22 protein-coding genes, 1 tRNA gene and 1 pseudogene are annotated in these 19,011 nt (G+C 68.8%); 8 read left to right on the top strand and 16 right to left on the bottom strand.

Going from position 1 to position 19,011, the window contains the following annotated elements:
• Positions 1-5: 5 nt before the first annotated feature.
• The 9 genes from FVO59_RS12895 to FVO59_RS12935 form a co-directional block, all read right to left on the bottom strand.
• Entirely contained in the window at positions 6-1,874 is a 1,869-nt protein-coding gene (locus tag FVO59_RS12895; RefSeq protein ID WP_182252993.1) for a head maturation protease, ClpP-related, read from the bottom strand.
• Positions 1,871-3,031 carry a phage portal family protein gene (locus tag FVO59_RS12900; RefSeq protein WP_182252994.1) on the bottom strand — a complete coding sequence of 387 codons (1,161 nt, stop codon included), beginning with the start codon at positions 3,029-3,031 and terminating at the stop codon, positions 1,871-1,873. Before FVO59_RS12900 ends, FVO59_RS12895 begins: the two co-directional genes overlap by 4 nt.
• Positions 3,032-3,260: 229 nt before the next feature.
• On the bottom strand, positions 3,261-4,703 hold the full coding sequence (locus tag FVO59_RS12905) for a terminase large subunit domain-containing protein (protein ID WP_182252995.1): 1,443 nt from the start codon (positions 4,701-4,703) through the stop codon (positions 3,261-3,263).
• A complete protein-coding gene (locus tag FVO59_RS12910; protein ID WP_182252996.1) occupies positions 4,682-5,002 on the bottom strand; it encodes a hypothetical protein in 321 nt (106 codons plus the stop codon). The genes FVO59_RS12905 and FVO59_RS12910 overlap by 22 nt, the downstream gene beginning before the upstream one ends.
• Before the next feature lie 82 nt (positions 5,003-5,084).
• Entirely contained in the window at positions 5,085-5,387 is a 303-nt protein-coding gene (locus FVO59_RS12915) for an HNH endonuclease (protein WP_182252997.1), read from the bottom strand.
• Positions 5,384-5,713: a helix-turn-helix domain-containing protein gene (locus FVO59_RS12920; RefSeq protein ID WP_182252998.1), complete on the bottom strand. Its 330-nt coding sequence runs from the start codon at positions 5,711-5,713 to the stop codon at positions 5,384-5,386. The genes FVO59_RS12915 and FVO59_RS12920 overlap by 4 nt, the downstream gene beginning before the upstream one ends.
• Positions 5,714-5,798: 85 nt before the next feature.
• Positions 5,799-6,356: a helix-turn-helix domain-containing protein gene (locus FVO59_RS12925; protein ID WP_182252999.1), complete on the bottom strand. Its 558-nt coding sequence runs from the start codon at positions 6,354-6,356 to the stop codon at positions 5,799-5,801.
• Positions 6,357-6,363: 7 nt separating this feature from the next.
• Positions 6,364-6,585 carry a hypothetical protein gene (locus tag FVO59_RS12930; RefSeq protein WP_182253000.1) on the bottom strand — a complete coding sequence of 74 codons (222 nt, stop codon included), beginning with the start codon at positions 6,583-6,585 and terminating at the stop codon, positions 6,364-6,366.
• The gene (locus FVO59_RS12935) at positions 6,573-6,974 is read right to left on the bottom strand and encodes a hypothetical protein (RefSeq protein ID WP_220465678.1); all 402 of its coding nucleotides are present in this window, start codon (positions 6,972-6,974) and stop codon (positions 6,573-6,575) included. Before FVO59_RS12935 ends, FVO59_RS12930 begins: the two co-directional genes overlap by 13 nt.
• Positions 6,975-7,114: 140 nt before the next feature.
• Here FVO59_RS12935 and FVO59_RS16775 point away from each other — a divergent pair, with 140 nt between their 5' ends.
• Positions 7,115-7,372, top strand: coding sequence for a helix-turn-helix transcriptional regulator (locus FVO59_RS16775; RefSeq protein ID WP_430736352.1), 258 nt, complete (start codon positions 7,115-7,117; stop codon positions 7,370-7,372).
• Here FVO59_RS16775 and FVO59_RS12945 read toward each other — a convergent pair.
• Together FVO59_RS12945 and FVO59_RS12950 are read right to left on the bottom strand one after the other, a co-directional pair.
• Positions 7,334-7,406: transfer RNA gene (locus FVO59_RS12945), tRNA-Lys, on the bottom strand. The two genes, FVO59_RS16775 and FVO59_RS12945, sit on opposite strands and share 39 nt — an antisense overlap.
• A 94-nt stretch (positions 7,407-7,500) precedes the next feature.
• On the bottom strand, positions 7,501-8,589 hold the full coding sequence (locus FVO59_RS12950) for an LOG family protein (protein WP_182253001.1): 1,089 nt from the start codon (positions 8,587-8,589) through the stop codon (positions 7,501-7,503).
• A 107-nt stretch (positions 8,590-8,696) separates the two neighbouring features.
• On the opposite strand from FVO59_RS12950, the gene FVO59_RS12955 reads away from it, so the two are divergent.
• Positions 8,697-9,176 (top strand): hypothetical protein, encoded by a 480-nt coding sequence (locus tag FVO59_RS12955; RefSeq protein WP_182253002.1) that lies wholly within the window; start codon positions 8,697-8,699, stop codon positions 9,174-9,176.
• On the opposite strand, the gene FVO59_RS12960 is transcribed toward FVO59_RS12955, so the two are convergent.
• From FVO59_RS12960 to FVO59_RS12975, 4 genes are read right to left on the bottom strand one after another with little or no spacing between them, the layout of a single operon-like run.
• Positions 9,177-9,659 carry a YbaK/EbsC family protein gene (locus FVO59_RS12960; RefSeq protein WP_259363238.1) on the bottom strand — a complete coding sequence of 161 codons (483 nt, stop codon included), beginning with the start codon at positions 9,657-9,659 and terminating at the stop codon, positions 9,177-9,179.
• A 34-nt stretch (positions 9,660-9,693) separates the two neighbouring features.
• Positions 9,694-10,920, bottom strand: coding sequence for an MFS transporter (locus tag FVO59_RS12965; protein WP_182253004.1), 1,227 nt, complete (start codon positions 10,918-10,920; stop codon positions 9,694-9,696).
• Positions 10,917-11,366 (bottom strand): MarR family winged helix-turn-helix transcriptional regulator, encoded by a 450-nt coding sequence (locus FVO59_RS12970; protein ID WP_182253005.1) that lies wholly within the window; start codon positions 11,364-11,366, stop codon positions 10,917-10,919. The genes FVO59_RS12965 and FVO59_RS12970 overlap by 4 nt, the downstream gene beginning before the upstream one ends.
• 34 nt (positions 11,367-11,400) lie before the next feature.
• Positions 11,401-12,186 carry an IclR family transcriptional regulator gene (locus tag FVO59_RS12975; protein ID WP_182253006.1) on the bottom strand — a complete coding sequence of 262 codons (786 nt, stop codon included), beginning with the start codon at positions 12,184-12,186 and terminating at the stop codon, positions 11,401-11,403.
• Positions 12,187-12,282: 96 nt separating this feature from the next.
• On the opposite strand from FVO59_RS12975, the pseudogene FVO59_RS12980 reads away from it, so the two are divergent.
• The 3 genes and pseudogenes from FVO59_RS12980 (at position 12,283) to FVO59_RS12990 (ending at position 14,909) form a co-directional block, all read left to right on the top strand.
• A pseudogene (locus FVO59_RS12980) lies at positions 12,283-13,079 on the top strand (CoA transferase subunit A).
• A gap of 1 nt (position 13,080) precedes the next feature.
• Positions 13,081-13,734: a CoA transferase subunit B gene (locus tag FVO59_RS12985; RefSeq protein ID WP_182253007.1), complete on the top strand. Its 654-nt coding sequence runs from the start codon at positions 13,081-13,083 to the stop codon at positions 13,732-13,734.
• Entirely contained in the window at positions 13,731-14,909 is a 1,179-nt protein-coding gene (locus FVO59_RS12990; protein WP_182253008.1) for an acetyl-CoA C-acetyltransferase, read from the top strand. Before FVO59_RS12985 ends, FVO59_RS12990 begins: the two co-directional genes overlap by 4 nt.
• Positions 14,910-14,962: 53 nt before the next feature.
• Here FVO59_RS12990 and FVO59_RS12995 read toward each other — a convergent pair whose 3' ends face one another.
• Positions 14,963-15,241, bottom strand: a complete 279-nt coding sequence (locus FVO59_RS12995) for a hypothetical protein (protein ID WP_182253009.1) — start codon at positions 15,239-15,241, stop codon at positions 14,963-14,965.
• 183 nt (positions 15,242-15,424) lie between these two features.
• On the opposite strand from FVO59_RS12995, the gene FVO59_RS13000 reads away from it, so the two are divergent.
• The 3 genes from FVO59_RS13000 to otsB all read left to right on the top strand — a co-directional run bounded on the left by FVO59_RS13000 (position 15,425) and on the right by otsB (position 18,986).
• On the top strand, positions 15,425-16,648 hold the full coding sequence (locus tag FVO59_RS13000) for an MFS transporter (RefSeq protein ID WP_182253010.1): 1,224 nt from the start codon (positions 15,425-15,427) through the stop codon (positions 16,646-16,648).
• 104 nt (positions 16,649-16,752) lie between these two features.
• Positions 16,753-18,192, top strand: coding sequence for an alpha,alpha-trehalose-phosphate synthase (UDP-forming) (locus FVO59_RS13005; protein WP_182253011.1), 1,440 nt, complete (start codon positions 16,753-16,755; stop codon positions 18,190-18,192).
• Positions 18,189-18,986: a trehalose-phosphatase gene (otsB, locus tag FVO59_RS13010; RefSeq protein WP_182253012.1), complete on the top strand. Its 798-nt coding sequence runs from the start codon at positions 18,189-18,191 to the stop codon at positions 18,984-18,986. Before FVO59_RS13005 ends, otsB begins: the two co-directional genes overlap by 4 nt.
• Positions 18,987-19,011 lie beyond the last annotated feature (25 nt).

Here is a 19,011-nt window from a genome sequence, read left to right on the forward strand (position 1 = left end):
TCTCCTTACGGAACGGGGGTGATGGTGGCCTTGACGATGCCGCGGGCGTCGTTGAGGAACGTGCCGCCGTAGGTGAACAGGCCGATGTCTGCGCCACCGTGGGCGACGTCGACGGCCTCGACCTGGAAGATGGGCGTCTCGTAGACGTCAGCGGCGCGCTTGTCGAGCGCGAGGAAACCCTGCGCGGCGAGCTGGAAGTCGACGTCGACATCGAACACGTTCGCGAGCGACGTGCGGCCGTCGAGCTCGACGAATCCGGTGGCGTTCGCGATCCACGCGGGCAGGTCGCTGACCTTGAGCTTGGCGAAGTCGGTGAACGCGGCCTCGCCCATCCAGAACTGCGTGGGGGCCGCGCCGATCTTCTTGAGCTGCAGGAAGGTGCGTGTGATCGCGTCGATCAGGGTGGCGGGGGCCGTGCCGGTGAGTGCGGTGGCGCCGGCGATCAGGTCGGCCGCGACGGCGTTGTCGGACACGGGGCCGTGGCCGCGGCGCAGGATCGCGATCAGCGAGGCGATCAGGTCCGCGCTGCCGAGGTCGGTGTAGATGCGATCGACCTTGTTGCCGAACGCCCAGCGGCTCGGGGTCTCCTCGACCTTCTGCGTCGCCCATGCGCCGGTCGGCACCTCGGCGAGGTTGCCGGCATACGCCTGCAGGACCGGCGTGGGGATCGTCCACTTCCAGCCCTCGATCTTCGGCGCGGTGAGCGGCTTGGGGCCACCGAGCGCGTCGACGTGCGGACGCCCCTCGGGGACTGCCTGCCACACCTCGCCGACGTTCGCCGGCTGCAGGAACGCCTCTCCCGCGTCGTTGGCGGGCACGACGTTGGTCAGCGCGTTGTTGATGTTCGCGATGACTTCGTGGATCGACGCGCGCGCCTGGATGAGATCGGCAGCCTCGCGGGCGACGTTCATCAGTGAGCGCGGGCGATCGGCGACCTGCGCGCCGGCCTGGGGCACGGTGGTCGGGCCAGCGGCGTACTCGGCGCTGACAGGCTCGCCGGGCGCGCCGGCGGACGGTGCGAGCGGCTGCGCTGCTGCCGGCGCTGCCGGCGCGTGCGGCGCGGCCATGGCGTCGAGGATGCGCAGGCCGTCGTCGTGCTGCGCCTGGGTGATCGTGCCGGCGGCCAGTGCGGCTGCGAGCTGCTCACGGTTCATGCGGGGTTCCTTTCGAGTGGCAGCCATGGCGGCTACGGGGAGGGGTGCCGGGGCCGCGGCGCGGCCGGCGTGGGCGTAGATGGGGCTGGTGAAGCGAGCGGCGACGTCCAGCTCGTCGTCGTCGGTGTCGTCGGCTGCGCCTTCGACGCGGTCGGCGAGGCCAGCGGTGACGGCTTCGGATGCCGAGTACCAGGTCTCGGCCTTCATCAGCGCGCGCCAGTCGTCGGCGGTGCCGCCGGCCTTCTCGGCGTACATGGCGGCGATGTTGGCGCTGATGCGGTCGAGATCGTCGGCGACGACGCGGAGCTCGTCGGCGTTGCCGAGTGCGATCGTCCACGCGTCGTGGATCATGAGCTCGGAGTTCTCGCCCATGACGACGGTGTCGCCGGCGGCGGCGATGAAGCTGGCGGCGCTGGCGGCGAGCCCGTCGACGTGCACGACGATGCTGGCGGAGCTGCGGCGCAGGGCGTTGCGGATCGCGATGCCGTCGTAGACGTCGCCGCCGGGGGAGTTGATGTAGACGTGCAGCTCTGCGACGTCAAGGGCGTCGATCTCGCGGACGACGTCGGATGCGACGATCTCGCCCCAGAATCCGCCGACGACGCCGTAAAGGTGCAGGCTGGCGGTGCCGCCGCCCTGCTCGACGTTCCAGCGGGCGGGATGCTGCGCGTTCGCTTCGATCAGTCGCAGACGTGCGCGGAGTTGTTCGTGAGGGTTCATGCGGGGGACTCCTCGAGCTGCTTCATCGGCTGGCCTTCCTGTGCGTCGATCCACGCTTGGTCGATGAACCCGGCGCGCAGGCCGATCTCGTACGTCTCGAACCTGGTCTTGAGCTCGGGTCGGGTGAGGACCTCAGTGTCGAACTCGGTCGACCAGCCGATCGGCGTGCAGTCGTTCATCGACAGGCGCGATGCGATCGCGGTCGTGTACGTGGCGAGGTACAGGTCGATGAGCTCCCACGCGCGGCTGGCGCGGTTCTGGTAGTTCAGCGTCGATCCCTCGAGCGCCACGTCGGCGGCCCAGGCGGGGATGCCGACCTGGCGGGCGAGCTTGACGTCCATGCGGTTCTGCGCGTCGAGCAGCAGCTGCTCCTTGTCGAGACCGAGAGTCTTGACCTCGATCGACTTGTCCGAGTACGCCGCGCCGTACTTCGCGCGGGCTGCCTGCCAGCTGGCGAGCAGCGCACGGATCTGGTCGGCCTCGAGCTTCGTGGAACCGGTGTTGTGGATGTCGACGGACGGGACGGGGTTCTCTTCGGCGAGGCTGGCCGCGCGGTCGAGGACGACGGCGCGGCGCAGGGTCTTGAGTCCGTCGTGCAGCAGGCCGCCGTCGGGGGCGTCGAACTGGATGACGTCGCGCGCCTCGACGGGCTTGCCCCAGGCCTTGATGACCTTGCCGTCGTCGTCGAACTCGGCATCCTTGCGGTCGAGCAGCTTCACGCCGCCACGTGCCGGCCACCCGTAGGCGTCGCGGCGCTGGACGATCCACCAGGTGCGCGGGTAGAAGTACAGGGCGTCGGCCGTCCAGATGAGCGTCTGCGCGAGCGGGCGGTCTTCCTCGGGCTGCTGCAGGTAGGCCATCTGCAGCGGGGCGCGGGCGCCGGCCTTGAAGTTCACCAGGCTCATGCGGCCGAGGTTGGTGGCGAGCACGCGCCGGCCCTTGGCGACGACGTCGAGGCCCATCGCCGTGCGGCGGCTGATCTGGATGCCGGATGCATCGGCCCACCCGAACAGCGACTGCAGGTCGACGGGGATCAGGTGGCTGCTGTCAGCCCAGTCCTCAGGGCTCTTGATCGAGAGCGACAGCGCCGGCGCCATGGCGGCGAGGGCGCGGCTCAGGATGCTGGGCTTCGACTGGTTCACGTTGGATACCGTCATCCTGAGTCCTGACACCCGAAAGCGCCGACACGGCGTGTCGTGCACGTGATGCGCGCTGGTCGCGGGCGTTGCGGGCCTGGTCGAGCTCAGGATGCAGCTGCTGCTCGTGGTGCGCGCCGACGCGCCAGCCCTCGTCGCGAGAGTCGGCGAAGCCGCGGTACCAGGGGCAGAGTGAGCAGAGCACGACGACGCTGATCTGGGTGGAGTCGAGTGAGATCATCAGGGTTCCTCAGTAGCTCGTGGTGGGTGTCCAGGACGGCGCGTCACGGTGGTCATAGAGCCACAGCGCGACGGCGGATGCGATGGGGCCGGCGGCGTCGGCGCGACTGAATCGCGTGACCTCGCCCTGCCGCTTCATGACGAGGAACGCAACGCCGTGGGCGAGAGTGCGCGACCCGTCGTGCAGCAGCTGCTTCTCGTCGCGGGCGGCGGTGAGCCACGTCTCGCACGCGACGCCAAAGTCCTTCATGCCGAGCGTCGTGATCTCGTCGTCGCCGAGGCGCAGGCGGAGCCTGTCGTTCAGACGTCGGGTCGGGCCACCGTCGTCGGCGCCGAACGCGGCCGGCGCGAGCGCATGGATCTTGACGAGCAGGTCTTCCATCCACTGGGTGCCGGGTGCTGCGTGCACGACGCGGGTGCAGATCGTCTCGTCGTCTGCGCGCCAGGTCGCTACGATTGCGCCCATCTGGTTGTCGTGCGCGACTTCCCACGAGATCGCGACGTCGGCCCAGCGCGCCTCGAGCGTCTCGTCGGCGAGCTCGTCCCAGTCGGGGATGAGCACCTCGCGAGACTCCGTCCAGCGGTTGCAGTAGGCGCGGAGCCACGTCGAGTGGTCGACGCGCTCCTCTTCGGGCACGGTGCCGTCGACGAGCGCGAAGAGGTCGTCAACGTCCTGCGTGTAGCCGACGGCTGGGTGGAACGCGGCGAATGCCTCGCGGTCGTATGGGTCGGCGTCGTCGGGCAGGCTGGCCTCGAAGTACGCGAACCGGGGATGAGATCCGGGCTCTGTGACGCTGCGCCGGCCGATCTGAACCTGGCGCTTCATGAAGGTCGACTCGGCGGTTCCGGCTGTCGACAGGTACCAGATCTGGCGCTTGCCGTAGAGCGTGCGCTGCGCGGGCTCTATGCCGTCTGTGATCAGGCCCTTGGCCTGAACATCGTCGAGCGTCCAGATCTCGTCGATGCCGACGAGCACCGGGGTCTTGCCGTGGATCTTCTCAGGCTTGGGCGGGAACGCCCAGATCTCGGAGCCCTTCGGCGTCACCATGCCGGTCTGAGCGGCGCTGCGCTTGCCGTCGAAGAATCGGCTGAGCGGGCTGGCCTCGACGCGTGAGATCAGGTTCTTGAGCAGCGTGCGCGCGTCGTCGCCGGTCTGCGCCGTGAAGTACACCTTGGAGCCGGGAAATTCGACGGCCCGCTGCAACTCGACGGGGCCGAAGAGCGTGGTCTTGCCGGACTGGCGCGGGACTGTCACGAAGACTTTCTCGTAGACGTAGTTGCCGCGCTCGTCGAGCTCGGTGGCGACGTCCCAGACGTGCTGCTGCCAGGGCATCGGCTCCCATCCGAGCATCCGCGCGAGCTCGGCGATCTTCGCGCCGCGCGACGGCCGCGACGGGTCGCGGGGCGTCGCGTAGGTGAACCCCGACCAGGTCACTGCTGCGCCGCCAGCCACGTCTCGAACGTCGCGTAGTCGGCGTCGCCCTGACGCTTCGCGGCGTCGAGCAGCGTGCGCATCTGCTCGTGGGCTTCCTGCAGCGCGCCGTTGCGCGCATAGGCCTTGGTCGTCGGGTTGTCGGCGATCTCGGCGAGCGTCATGATGCTGGCGCAGATGCCGGCGTGCTCGTCGCCGATGACGCCGTCGGAGCGTAGGCGCTCGATTGCCTTGGCGTAGGCGGCTGAGACGATCGAGCTTGCCGCCGGCGGCTCCATGCCTGGGAGGTAGTCGGCGAGGCCGGCATCGTTCTCGGTCATCTCGGCTCCTTTCGTGCGGTGCGGGTTTTTCTGGCGCTGATCGGGAAAGAAAAGACGGGGCTGCGCGTGGGTGTCCCGGATCTCACGTCTTAAAGAACGCGAGTCCGCTCTCGACGGGGATGCCGACGGGCCTGAGCGGTTTGTCCTGCCTGCTGTAGTTGCAGCGGCGGTGGCTGGGGCCGAGGTTGTCGATGTCGTAGACCGCGCCGCCCTTGCTGCGAGGGATGACGTGGTCGGCGCTGTTCGACCCGGGCAGTCCGCAGTTGATGCAGATGTCGCCGTACGTCAGCAGCGTGAGCTCGACGTACTGCTGCGCCTTCCGCCCACCCCACGACTCGGCGGGCAGGCTCGGGTCGGCGTAGGTGCCGGGGCCGTGCTGGATCATCGCTTCTCGTTCTGCAGGTGGCGGTAGATGATCGACGACGAGCAGCCGTACTTCACGGCGAGCTCGGGCACTGACCAGCCAGCCGCCCTCAGCTGGCGAAGCTCACGCCACTCGGCGGCGTCGAGGCGGCGATAGTGGCGACGCGCAGAGCCACCGCCTGGTGTGCTCGACGGGACCTGACCGGACGTGCGCTGCGGTCGCGGCTGGGTGCTGCGCATCAGGCCGGCGACGATGAGGTCGCGCATCGCGATGCCCTTGCGGTCGGCCACGCGCTCGAGCGCCTTGAACGTTTCGATGGGCAGGTGGATCATCACAGGGACGGTCATCGCCGCTCACCTCGCGAGTCGATCCAGATGCCGAGGCGGTAGGCGACGTACGCGCCGACGGCGAGGGCGATGAACGATCCGTCGATCATGCTGCTGCTCCGATCACTCGCGGCGCGGGGCATCCGCGATCGCAGTGGCGCTCGTCGATGAGCTCGTGCCCGCACGCGGCGCGCGCACGCTCACCAACGTGAGATTTCTTCTCAGTGGTAGAGGGGTGGTTAGTGGACGGTTTGGGCGAACTGGGGTTCGCCCGCCCTACGAACTGGGGTTCACCGGGTGAACTGGGGTTCACCCCTGTTGATAGCTCCGTCTGAATGCCCGAGTTTCGCGTTCGGTGCTTGCTCGACCGGTCGCAGTCGGGAGGGCACGTGAGCAGGAACTCGTAGAGGTTCGGACGCTGAGGGTCGGCGGTGAAGGCGTCGCCGCCGCGCTGTACGTGGCGGCGGATCTCGTGCAGTTGCTCGAGCTTCTGCACGGCCTTCTGGGCGCCGCGCGGTGTCACGCCGGCGTACCGGGAGAGCGTGGCCACTGAGGGCCACGCACCCCCGTCGCCATCGTGGTTCGCGATGCCGACGAGCACGAGCTTGGCAGCGCCCGTTGCCCTCGAATGGTGCAGCGCGATCGCGATGGATTCGATGCTCACTCGGTCATCACCAGCCGTAGCCGTCGCCGTAGCCGTCGCCGTCGCCGTAGCCGTAGCCGTAGCCGTAGCCGTCGCCGTCGCCGTAGCCGTAGCCGTAGCCGTCGCCGGAGCCGTAGCCGGAGCCGGAGCCGTAGCCGTAGCCGTAGCCGTAGCCGTAGCGGCCGACGGTTCCCTGGGCGTCCTCACCCAGGGAACCTGCCAGCGACAGCGGAGGGGTCAGGCTGCCCACTTCTCGGCCTTGACGTCGAGCGTCAGCACTACGCCCAGGACGTGTGCGCGCACGGTACCCGCGGGGTCGAGCTTCGTCTTCTCGGTCGGGCCGTCGACGAGCTCGCCGAGACCCTTGGTCGTGCCCCAGTAGCGGATCACCGACGCGTCACGGATCACGAGCTCGCCGCCCTCGACCGTCACGTCGCCGACGACCACCCAGCCGCGCTGCAGAACGACGATCTTCCAGCCGAGGTGCTCGCTCTCGACCTCGAGCTCGTGCACCTCCGCTGCAGCGTACGTGAGCGGCACATCGCCGCCCGACTGCATCAATGTCGCGATGTCCTTGACCTCGCCGCCCGCGTGTACCAGATTGGCGATCGCCTCAGCGACTCGCACCCATTCAGCCATGTCGGCCCCTTCGATTGATCACTGTGCGCGGTATTCCGTGCACAGTGATCAACAAAGCGCGTATGTCGAGGATTCGTTTGATTGCGTGCGGCGTGTCGTGTTTTCCGCGCATGAGGATCGCTATAGTTACCGTCATGACCATGTTGAATGTCGAGAATGTGACGGTGGCGGGACGCCTGAAGGTGTCGCGCTTCGCGGTCGGGCTGGATCAGAGCCAGATGGCGGCACTGCTGGGCGTCTCGCGCACGACCGTGTCGAGCTGGGAGCGCGGCATGACGGAGCCGAACGTGTCGCAGTTCATCGGCTGGGCGCGCATAACGAAGCAGCCCGTCGATCAACTGATCGACGGGCTGCCGGGGTGCACCCCCAGGGACTTGAACCCTGAACCCACTGATTAAGAGTCAGTTGCTCTGCCGATTGAGCTAGAGGTGCGTGGCCCGGGAGGATTTCCCCGGCCGAGGAATTACATTACCAGCGGCCGGGGGTCGCGCCAAATCGTTGTCGTCTTCCGGGCGCGTTGCGTCGATCAGGCGCCGCTGGATGCCAGATCGGCGGCATCCAGCACGGTGTCGACCAGGTGCACATGACGTTCCATCGGCCTACCCTTCGCCAGTGCCTGGAGCAGCGGCCAGGCGGGGTAGTGCTCGGTCCAGTACGCGCGACCGACCAGGATCATGGGAGCCACCGACGACTCATCGGCGTAGAAGTTCTCGCACGCGTCCTGGAAGATCTCCTGCACGGTGCCGCCCGCACCGGGGAGGAACACGATGCCCGCCTGGCACACCTCGAGCAGGATCGCCTCGCGCTGCGCGTTGCGGAAGTACTTCGCGATCGCGCTGGCGAACGGGTTCGGCGGTTCGTGCCCGTAATGCCAGGTCGGGATGCCGAGGGATTCGCCCCCGCTCGGGAACTCATCCCGCACCGCGAACGCCGCCTCGGCCCATGCGGCGATGCTCGGCGCGAATCCGGGCGCAGTCGCGAGCATCGCCAGTGCGTGCTCCCTGGCATCCGGGTCCCGACCCGCCAGATAGCCGCCCAGGTTCACCGCCTCCATTGCGCCCGGTCCTCCGCCCGTCGCGACCGTCAGCGTCTGCGACAGGCGCTGTCCGAGCTCCGCCCCGTCGGCGTATGCGCGACTGCCGCGCGCGACGCCGTGTCCGCCCATCACCCCGATCAGCCGCCTGTGCGAGACCCAGTCGGCGAGCGCCAGATCGATGCTGTGATCGTGCAGCGACTGAGCAAGGGCTGCATCCCGCGAGGTCTCGCGCTGCGACCAGGCGTAGGTGCGTGCATCGAGGCTCTCTACGTAGCCGGCCGCTCCGAAGAGATCGGACGGGGTATACAGCGTGGTGCGGTAGGTGTCGATCGGGATGCCGGGCAGCGCCGGGAACACGACCGCGCCGCGTGCCCGCACCGACGCCTCATCGGCGAGAGTCAGACGGCAGCCGAGGAAGAGCGATTCGGCGACGTCGACCGAACGCAGCGCGGGGCCCCGCTCGGTGAGATCGAGTGCCCGCATCCGCCAGCCGGAGAGCGATCGGGCGCCTTCCGCGAGGCGCCGATCGAAATCCTCGAGCGTGTCGACGTCGACGACACGGCCGCGCGTTCTTCTCATGCCAACGACCCTAGGGCAGCCTCACGTGCAGACCTCGCCGGGTTCTTCATCCGGCTCTTCCCTCTCGGGCGCCCCGGTGGGAACATGGCGGACAGGAGGTGGTTCTCATGATCGATCTCGACGACATCGACACCGATGAGGACGGCGCGCTGACCGCGACCGTGGAGCTCCCCGGCGGCCGCCGCGTCACGGTCGAGTACGAATTCGACGAGGAGTTCGACTACGACGACGATGACGATGACGACGAGGACGACGAGCCCGTCGAACGTGAGGATCTGCCCGACCTCGACACGATGCAGGAGACCGTCAAGCATGCCCTCGCTCGCCTCACCGAGGAGATCCTCGACGCTCGAGAGCGCGAGGTCGTGGAGGAGCTCACCGAGGCCGCATACGAGGACGAGGCCGACGAGGTCGACATGGCCGAGGCGCTCGCAGCGCTGAAGGAGGACATCGCGCTCGACGGGGTGGTCGTCTTCGGCGACGGGGGCCTGACGTTGCTCTACATCGCGCCTGAAGAGTATCCGGACCTGATCATCTACTGCCTGCTCGACGAGGATCTCGAGATCGACGACCTGATGGTCGAGTGATCACGCGACGCGCACGAGCCTCCCGCCGGTCACCTCGACCAGCTGCGCGAAGGTGAGCGGCATGACCGTCTCGGGCGTGCCGCCCGCCGTCCACACCTCGTCGAACCCGCGCAGATCCTCGTCGACGTAGGTCGGAAGCGGCGTGGGATGCCCGACGGGGGCGACCCCGCCGATGACCTGCCCCGTCGACTCCCTGACCACGGCCGGCGGCGCCATGGCCACGGTGTCCGCGCCGATCTGCCCGGCGAGGACACCGAACTCGACCCGATGGGCTCCGCTGGTCATCACGAGGATCGGCTCGCCGTCGGCGACCAGCACCAGACTGTTCGCGATCGCGCCGACGTGGCATCCGATGGCGTCAGCCGCCAGCGCGGCGGTCCGAGCCGAATCGGGGAGCACGAGGATGCGCGCATCGATCCCCGCCTCGGCGAGGCGGTCGTGCACGATGCGGCTGCGCGGTGGGAGCGTGTCTGGGGAGGTCACGGCGATGTTCTCCTCGGTGGCGGATGGATACCGCTCAGGCGGCGTCTCCGATGAGAATAGCGGCCGCATCGTCGGCCTCGTCTCCGGAGGGGTCGTCGATGTGGCTGAGCACCCGACGGCCGACCAGCACCGTCAGGGCGGCGAGCAGGACGGCAGCAGCTGCGAAGAGGTACGGCACGGTGTCTCCGTATGCGTGAGCGAGGGCGGCTGCGACGGGCGGAGCCATGGCACCCCCGAGGAAGCGGACGGCCGAGTACGCCGAAGACGCCACCGAGCGCGGCAGATCCGTGGCCTCCATCACCGCCTCGGTGAGCACGGTGTTCATGACCCCCAGCAGCAGACCGCCGACGATGATGCACACCACCAGGGCGGTGGGGGTCGCGACCAGCAGACCGGCAGCGATGAGGTCGATCGCGAGCAGGGGGAGGGTCGTGATGATGATCGCCGTGCGCGATGCGCGGCGCATCAGGGCGGGCGCCACCCAGACGCTCGTCACGGCGAGGGCGACGCCCCAGCCGAAGAAGGTCAGTCCGATGCCCATCGCGCTGAAGCCCAGGGGGAAGGGCGAGAACGCCAGCAGGACGAAGAAGCCGATGTTGTAGAACAGTGCGGCGACGGCGAGCACCGCGAGGGCAGGCCGCCGCAGCGCCCGGAACGGGGCCGAGAACGGTACCGGTTCGCGTCGCCCGCCGTCGCTGCGCACGAGAGCGAGCACGGCGATGAAGCCGATCGCCATGAGTGCGACGACGCCGAAGAACGGTCCACGCCAGCTGACCTCGCCGAGCAGTCCGCCGAGCAGGGGCCCGACCGCGATGCCGAGACCGAGGGCCGCCTCGTACAGCACGATCGCCGCGCCGCTTCCGCCTGCGGCCGCGCCGACGATGGTCGCGAGTGCCGTCGAGATGAAGAGCGCGTTGCCCAGTCCCCAGCCGGCGCGGAATCCGATCACCCAGTCGACGCTGCCGCTGACGGCGCACAGCAGGGCGAACATCACGATCAGCGCCAGGCCGATCAGGAGGGTCGACTTCGCGCCGATGCGGCTCGAGATCCAGCTGGTGACCAGCATCGCGAGCCCGGTGACCAGCAGGTAGCTGGTGAAGAGCAGTTCGGTCTCGAGAGGCGATGCCTGCAGCGACTCCGCGATGGCGGGCAGGATCGGGTCGACGAGCCCGATGCCCATGAAGGCGACCACGCAGGCGAACGCGACCGCCCAGACCTGCGCGGGCTGTCGCCAGACCGGTCCCTGCGGTGTTCCGCTCATGCGTCGTCTCCTGTCTTCTCGTCGTCCGAATGACCCTGTGCGCGCTCACCCAGGATGACTGCGGTGCGCTCGACGGCACGCCAGTCGTCATCGCTCAGTCGGTTGAACCGAGGGGCGAGAGTGGCACCGAGCTCGGTGCGCCACTCGTCGAGGGCGCGGATGCCCGCTGCTGTCGCATTCACTACGGTGGCGCGCGAGTCTGCCGGATCAGCGGTGCGCTCGACCAAGCCGGCGTGCTCGAGGGATCCGATCAGCCGCGTCATCCCCGGCTGGGTGGTGCGGGCTGCGGAGGCCAGGGCTCCGAGGCGCATTCCGCCTCGCTGGTTCAGGATGCTGAGGGCGCGCCACTGGGCAGAGGGCGCGTCGTTCCCGGCCTCGTGAGCCGCGATTCTCGCCAGCGCGTGGGCGGCGAGCACGATCGCGGTGATCGCTTCGGATTTTTCCATACCCTCAAGTATATACCTGTTGGTATATATGGGATCAGCGGCGTGCGCCTGCGATCCGTGACGACAGCTGATGGGCGTGGCTGAGAAGGATGCGGCCCAGCTGGGGGAGCCTGTCGGCGCCGAATCGGAACTCGACGCCGGTGATGCTCAAAGCCCACTCCGGGCGACCCTCGCGGTCGAACACCGCCGCGCCCATGCCCCAGGAGCCCTCGACGATCAGGCCGGGATTGACCGCGTAGCCGCGCGCCTTCGTCTCGCGCAATCGGCGACGCAGCGGCGTATCGCCGTGCGCCGCGCCCCACTGTTCGTCCAGCTCCGGATGCCGCTCCAGGTAGGCATCCACATCGTGGTCAGGAAGGAAGGCCAGGATCGCCAGCCCCGCGCTCGCGACGCCGAGAGGGAAGCGCACCCCCTCGCTGAGCACGAACGAGCGGATCGGGAACGAGCCCTCTTCGCGCACTAGGCAGACAGTCTCGTCCGCGCGGCGGGTCGAAAGGAACGCGCTCTCCTCGGTCTTCACGGCGAGCGAGCGCACGATGTCTCGCGAGAGCTCGGTCACGTCGTACCGCGCGGCGGCGACAGTCCCCATCAGATACAGCTCCGGACCCGGCAGCCAGCGTGCAGTCGCGTCGTCCTGGTCGACCAGACCCTCCACGCGCAGCGCCGTGAGCAGCCGGTGGGCGGTGGAGCGGCTGAGGCCGGATTCCCGGGACAGATTCTGCAGGGAGGCGCCCTCGGCGGAGGCCGATACGAGACGCAGCAGCGCCGCGGCTCTCGAGACGGCCTGTGCGCCGGGGACGGTGCGTCGAGGATGTTCCACATCGTGGACGGTAGTCGGATCCGCGACCACATCGCAAGCACCGCCTTGCCGACCGGGTGAGAGCGGGCGGATGCTGGAAGGACCGCACACGAAGGAGTGGCCTTGATCGACAAGCAGTTCGCATCCGCGGCGGAAGCCGTCGCCGACATCCCGGACGGCGCATCGCTCGCCGTCGGCGGCTTCGGCCTCTCGGGCAACCCCATGAAGCTCATCGAGGCGCTGCACGCGCGGGGACAGGCGACCTCAGCGTAGTCAGCAACAACTGCGGCGTCGACGACTGGGGCCTCGGCATCCTGCTCGGTGCGCGTCGCATCCGCAAGATGACCTCCTCGTACGTCGGAGAGAACAAGGAGTTCGAGCGGCAGTTCCTCGAGGGCGATCTCGAGCTCGAGCTGACTCCGCAGGGCACCCTGGCCGAGAAGCTGCGTGCAGGCGGCTCGGGCATCGCGGCGTTCTTCACCCAGACGGGCGTGGGCACACAGGTCGCCGAAGGCGGACTCCCGCGCCGGTACAACGCCGACGGATCGATCGCCGTGGCATCCCCGGTGAAGGAGGTTCGCAGCTTCGACTTCCTCGGAGACCGGCGGGACTTCGTGCTCGAGGAGTCGATCACCACCGACTTCGCCCTTGTGCATGCGCTCAAGGGCGACAGGCACGGGAACCTCATCTTCAACAAGGCCGCGCGCAACTTCAACCCTCTCGCCGCCATGGCGGGGCGCATCTGCATCGCGCAGGTCGAAGAGCTCGTCGAGCCGGGCGAGCTCGACCCGGACTGCATCCACCTGCCGGGCGTGTACGTGCACCGCGTGGTGGAGGTCGGCAGCGACATCGAGAAGCGCATCGAGCGGCGCACGGTCGCGGCGACGGACTCGGCGACTCAGGGAGGGAACTGACATGGCGCTCACTCGCAACGAGATGGCGGCCCGTGCCGCGAAGGAGCTCGCCGACGGCTCGTATGTCAACCTCGGGATCGGGCTGCCCACGCTCGTGCCGAACTACGTGCCGAACGACGTCACCGTCGTGCTGCAGTCCGAGAACGGCATCCTCGGCGTCGGGCCGTATCCGACCGAGGAGAATGTCGACCCCGACCTGATCAACGCGGGCAAGGAGACCGTCACCCTTCTTCCCGGGGCTGCGTTCTTCGACTCCGCCACGAGCTTCGGCATGATCCGCGGCGGGAAGATCGACGCCGCCATCCTCGGGGCCATGCAGGTCTCGGTGAACGGCGATCTGGCGAATTGGATGATCCCGGGGAAGATGGTGAAGGGCCCCGGCGGTGCCATGGACCTCGTGCACGGCGCAGGCCGCGTCATCGTCCTGATGGAGCACGTCGCCAAGGACGGCTCGGCGAAGATCGTGAACGAGTGCTCCCTCCCGCTCACCGGCAGGGGAGTGGTCGACCGGATCATCACCGACCTGGCCGTGATCGATGTGACAGATGACGGCCTCGTGCTCGTCGAGACCGCGCCCGGCGTGAGCGTGCAGGACGTCGTCGACGCAACCGAACCCGCATTGACCATCGCCGAGACAGTGAAGGAGAACTCATGAGCGACATCGTCATCGTCGCCGCAGCCCGCACACCTCAGGGGCGCCTGAAGGGGCAGCTCGCCTCATTCACGGCGCCGCAGTTGGGGTCGATGGCCATCCGCGGTGCACTCGAGCAGGCGTCGATCGCCCCGGATGCCGTGGATGCGGTCATCATGGGGCAGGTGCTCGCGGCAGGGTCCGGCCAGAACGCGGCCCGCCAGGCGGCCGTCGGCGCGGGCATCGGCTGGGATGTCCCGGCGAGCTCGGTCAACAAGGTGTGCCTCTCGGGCCTGACCGCGATCATCGACGCCGCGCGCATGATCCGCACAGGTGACGCCACCACGGTCGTGGCGGGCGGCATGGAGTCGATGACCCGTGCGCCGCATCTGCTGATGGGCTCGCGCGACGGCTGGACCTATGGCAGCGTCGAGGTGATCGATCACATGGCTTACGACGGGCTCACCGACGCATACGATCGCGAGAGCATGGGAGCCTCGACCGAGCGGCACAACCCCCGCTTCGAGATGACCCGCGAGATCCAGGACACCGTCGCGGCGCTGTCGCACCAGCGTGCCGCGGCGGCCCAGGCTGATGGCGTCTTCGGCGCCGAGATCGTCGAGGTCTCCGTGCCGCAGCGCAAGGGCGAGCCGGTCGTCCTCACCAAGGATGAGGGCGTCCGCCCCGAGACGACCGTCGAATCGCTCGCCGGTCTGCGCCCCGCCTTCGCCGAGGGTGGCACGATCACCGCGGGCAACGCCTCGCAGATCTCAGACGGCGCATCGGCCGTCGTGGTGACGACTCGCGAGAACGCGGAGGCCGAGGGATGGCCTGTTCTCGCCGTCATCGGTGCGAACGGGCAGACGGCGGGGCCGGACAACTCGCTGCAGGCACAGCCGGCGCGCGCGATCGAGCGGGCCCTCGAGAAGCAGGGCATCACCGCCGATCAGCTCGACATCGTCGAGATCAACGAGGCCTTCGGCGCGGTCGTCGCACGCTCGCAGCAGGAGCTGGGGCTGTCGAGCGACATCGTCAACGTCCACGGCGGCGGCATCGCCATCGGGCATCCGATCGGCGCGAGCGGCACGCGACTGGTCGTGCACCTGGCGCACGAGCTGGCCAAGCGCGGATCGGGCATCGCGGTCGCCGCACTGTGCGGTGGCGGCGGCCAGGGCGAGGCGCTGATCCTCACTCGCTGACGCACTGCATCCCGTCGCGGGCCGCTCCTGGACGGAGTGGTCCGCGACGGCCGTCAGCGCTGCTTCGAGAGGCGCTTCACCTCGTCGCGGCGCTTCTCGCGACGCTCCTTCTTGTCGGGCTTCGGCGCGAAGGGGGAGTCCGCTGCGACCGGAAGACCCTTCTCCTGGCGACGCATGTCCTTCACCGCGCCGATGGCGAGGGAGAGGGTGATGGCCCAGCTCACCCAGGCGAGCACCGCTCGCCACGTGAACTGCTGGCCGCGCGCGCCGCGCAGCAGGGTCCAGCCCGTGGAGATGGCGCTGAAGAGTCCGGTGCGAAGGAGATAGCGCATGCGTCCACGGTAGCCGAGTCGCCGATCCGCCCGCGAAGGGTTGACATCGGCCCGCGAACCGCACCGAGGCGCTCTACTAGACTGGACCGAGGGCACCAGCCCGTTCCACTGTGTATCCACCGGCCGTCGGCTCCCCGACGGACAGCGGCGGCACCCGATCCGCGTCGAGGACGCGTGCGAGCCATGACACAGACAACCCCCACGTCGCCGAGTCTCGTCCAGCTGACCGGCATCCCGTATTTCATCATCGCGTTCATCGCGCGACTGCCCTTCGCCATGATGGTGGTCGGGGTGCTGACCGTGGTCGTCACCGTCCGCGGGTCGCTCTCCCTCGGCGGACTCACCTCCGCAGCCGTCGGCGTGGGCACGGCGCTCGTCGGGCCCTTCCTCGGAGCCGCAGCGGATCGCTGGGGACAGCGCCCCGTGCTGATGCTGTGCGCGACTCTCAACTCCGCCATGCTCGCCGTCTTCGCCCTGGTCGTCTACACGCCGGTCGCCGATGCGGTCGTGCTGGCATCCGCCTTCACCATCGGCGCGACGGCGCCCCAGGTGTCGCCGATGTCGCGGTCGCGTCTGGTCACGATCATCGCCGAGCGCATGCCGCAGCCGCAGCGTGCACGCACGACTTCGGCGACCATGTCCTACGAGTCGGCGGCTGATGAGACCGTGTTCGTGTTCGGGCCGTTCCTCGTCGGCATCCTCGCCTCGTTCATCGCTCCCTGGGCGCCCATCGCCATCGCCTCGGCGCTGACGCTGCTGTTCGTCGGCGCCTTCGCGCTGCACCCCACAGGGCGTCACGTCTCGGTGGAGCGGGATTCCGACGGACGCGCGCCCTCGGCCGTGTCGGAGCTGTTCCGACCCGCCCTGCTCGTGGTCGTGGTCGGGATCTTCGGCATCGGCCTGTTCTTCGGGGCGAGCCTGACTGCGCTGACCTCGTTCATGGCCGACCTCGACGCCGCCGAGCAGGCGGGTCTGCTGTACGGCGTGATGGGTGTCGGGTCGGCCGTCCTCGCGCTCGGCGTGGCGTGGCTGCCGGCCCGCTTCACGCTGCACGCGCGGTGGATCGTGTTCGGGGGCATCCTCGTGGCCGGCTCGGTGCTGTTCGCGACCTCCACGACGGTGACATCCATGATCGTGGCTCTCGCCCTCGTCGGCATCGGCGTCGGGCCGACCATCGTCACTCAGTACAGCCTCGGCGCCGCCCGCAGTCCGCTCGGCCGCTCTGCGACGGTCATGACCATGCTCGGCTCGGGCGTCGTCGTCGGGCAGGCGATCGCGGCCGCTGTCACCGGAGCGACAGCCGAGTCCGCCGGCACCCGGGCCGCGATCGTGCTGCCTCTGATCGCCGCGGCGATCGTGCTGATCGCCGGCGTCGCGAACCGCCTTCTCAGCCAGCGGCATCACTGACACCGCCGCGCATCCGGCCTCTGCAGGGCGGCAGCCGGCCCGTCAACCCCCGTAACCCGTTCGGCGGTCGTGGGTAGCCTGGAGACACCGAACAGAGGAGTCACATGGTCGCCGCAGAGTTCGTGGTCGTCGCCAACCGCCTTCCGGTCGACCGGATCGTCACGCCGGACGGCGAGGAGATCTGGCGCACCTCTCCCGGCGGGCTGGTCGCGGCTCTCGAGCCCATGATGCGAAGCGTCGATGGCGCCTGGGTCGGCTGGGCGGGGCAGGCCGATCTCGAGATCGAGCCGTTCGAGGCAGACGGCATCCGCCTGCTTCCGGTCACCCTCAGCGAGCAGGAGATTCAGGACTACTACGAGGGCTTCTCGAACGACACGATCTGGCCGCTCTACCACGACGTCATCGCACCTCCGCAGTACCACCGCGAGTGGTGGGAGGCCTACGTCGCGGTCAATCTGCGCTTCGCCGAGGCCGCCGCAGACGCGGCGGCGGAGGGCGGAACCGTCTGGGTGCACGACTACCAGCTGCAGCTCGTCCCCGAGATGGTGCGCGGACTCCGTCCCGACGTGACGATCGGATACTTCCACCACATCCCGTTCCCCGCGCACGGGCTGTACGCCCAGCTTCCCTGGCGCGACCAGGTGCTGCGGGGGCTGCTCGGCGCCGATGTGATCGGATTCCAGCGTGCGCAGGACGCCTCGAACTTCCTCGCCGCGGCCAAGCGGCGGCTGGGGCACGAGACGAGGGCATCCAGCATCACCCTTCCGGACGGCCGCACACCGCTGGTGAAGGCGTTCCCCATCTCGATCGACACCACGCCGTATCGCGAGCTGGCGCAGCGCCCCGACATCCGTGCCAGGGCGCTCGAGATCCGCGAGGGGCTCGGCAACCCGAAGCACATCCTGCTCGGCGTGGACCGGCTCGACTACACCAAGGGCATCCGGCACCGGATCAAGGCCTACGGCGAACTGCTCGACCAGGGGCGGATCTCGGTGGAGGACGTCGCCTTCATCCAGGTGGCCAGTCCCAGCCGTGAGCGGGTGGATGCCTACATGCACCTGCGCGACGAGGTCGAGCTGTCGATCGGCCGCATCAACGGCGATCACGACACGCTGGGGCACACGGCCATCCGATACCTGCATCAGGGATTCCCCCGCGAGGAGATGGTCGCGATGTACCTCGCGGCCGACGTGATGCTGGTGACGGCTCTGCGGGACGGCATGAACCTGGTCGCCAAGGAGTACGTGGCCACGAGGGCCGACAATCGCGGTGTGCTCGTCCTCAGCGAGTTCACCGGCGCGGCGGATGAGCTGCGTCAGGCGCTACGCGTGAATCCGCACGACATCGAGGGACTGAAGGATGCGATCGTCGACGCGATCGAGATGCCGCGTGCGCAGCAGGGCAAGCGCATGCGCTCGCTGCGCAGGCGAGTGCTCGAGAACGACGTGACCGCCTGGTCGCAGTCGTTCCTTCGGGCGCTCGAGCAGGCCGGTCGCAGCCGCCATCGTCGTCAGCACGATCACCACGAAGGAGCGCACCGATGACCCGCGACTGGCGACCCGGTGCCCCGGATGAGGCCGTGACGGCGATCGCGCACACCGAGCGCCTGCTGGTCGCGCTCGACTTCGACGGCACGGCATCAGAGCTCGTCGCCGACCCCATGACGGCTCGCGCGATACCGGAGATGAAGCGCGCCGTCGCAGACCTGTCGGTGCTGCCGGGCACGACCGTCGCGTTCGTCTCGGGACGCAGCCTCGTGCACCTGCGCGAGATCGCGGAGCACGCCGACGACTCGCCCGTTGTCCTCGCCGGTTCCCACGGAGCCCAGTACTGGTATCCGGGGGAGGGGGAGGCGGATGCCGTCTCCGACGACCCCGACCGGATGCTGCGCGACACGCTGCTGGAGGAGCTCACTCCGCTGCTGAGTGACTATCCCGGAGTCGAGCTGGAGAGCAAGACGTTCGGGATCGGCATCCACGGGCGTCCTGCTCGACCCGATGTCGAGCAGGCGGCCTTCGCCGCGGTCGACGAGGTCTTCGCACGCCGGGCGAAGCACTGGCGCCGCCGGACAGGCGACCGCATCCTCGAGTACTCCTCGCGTCTCGAGGGGAAGGACACGGCGATCGCCGTGCTGCGCGAGCGCATCGGCGCCACGGGCATCCTGTTCGCGGGCGACGACGTCACCGACGAGGACGCACTCCGCGTGCTCGCTGCCGACGACCTCGGCGTGCGCGTCGGGCCGGGCGAGACCGCCGCGACGCTGCGTGTGGAATCCCCACAGCAGATGGCCGGACTTCTGGAAGTCATCGCGTCGGAACGGGCCGCTCGACGGCAATAGACTTCCGTCATGTCCACCCGCGAAT

Origin of the sequence: Microbacterium esteraromaticum (assembly GCF_014084045.1) — a bacterium.
GTDB lineage: Bacteria > Actinomycetota > Actinomycetes > Actinomycetales > Microbacteriaceae > Microbacterium > Microbacterium esteraromaticum_D.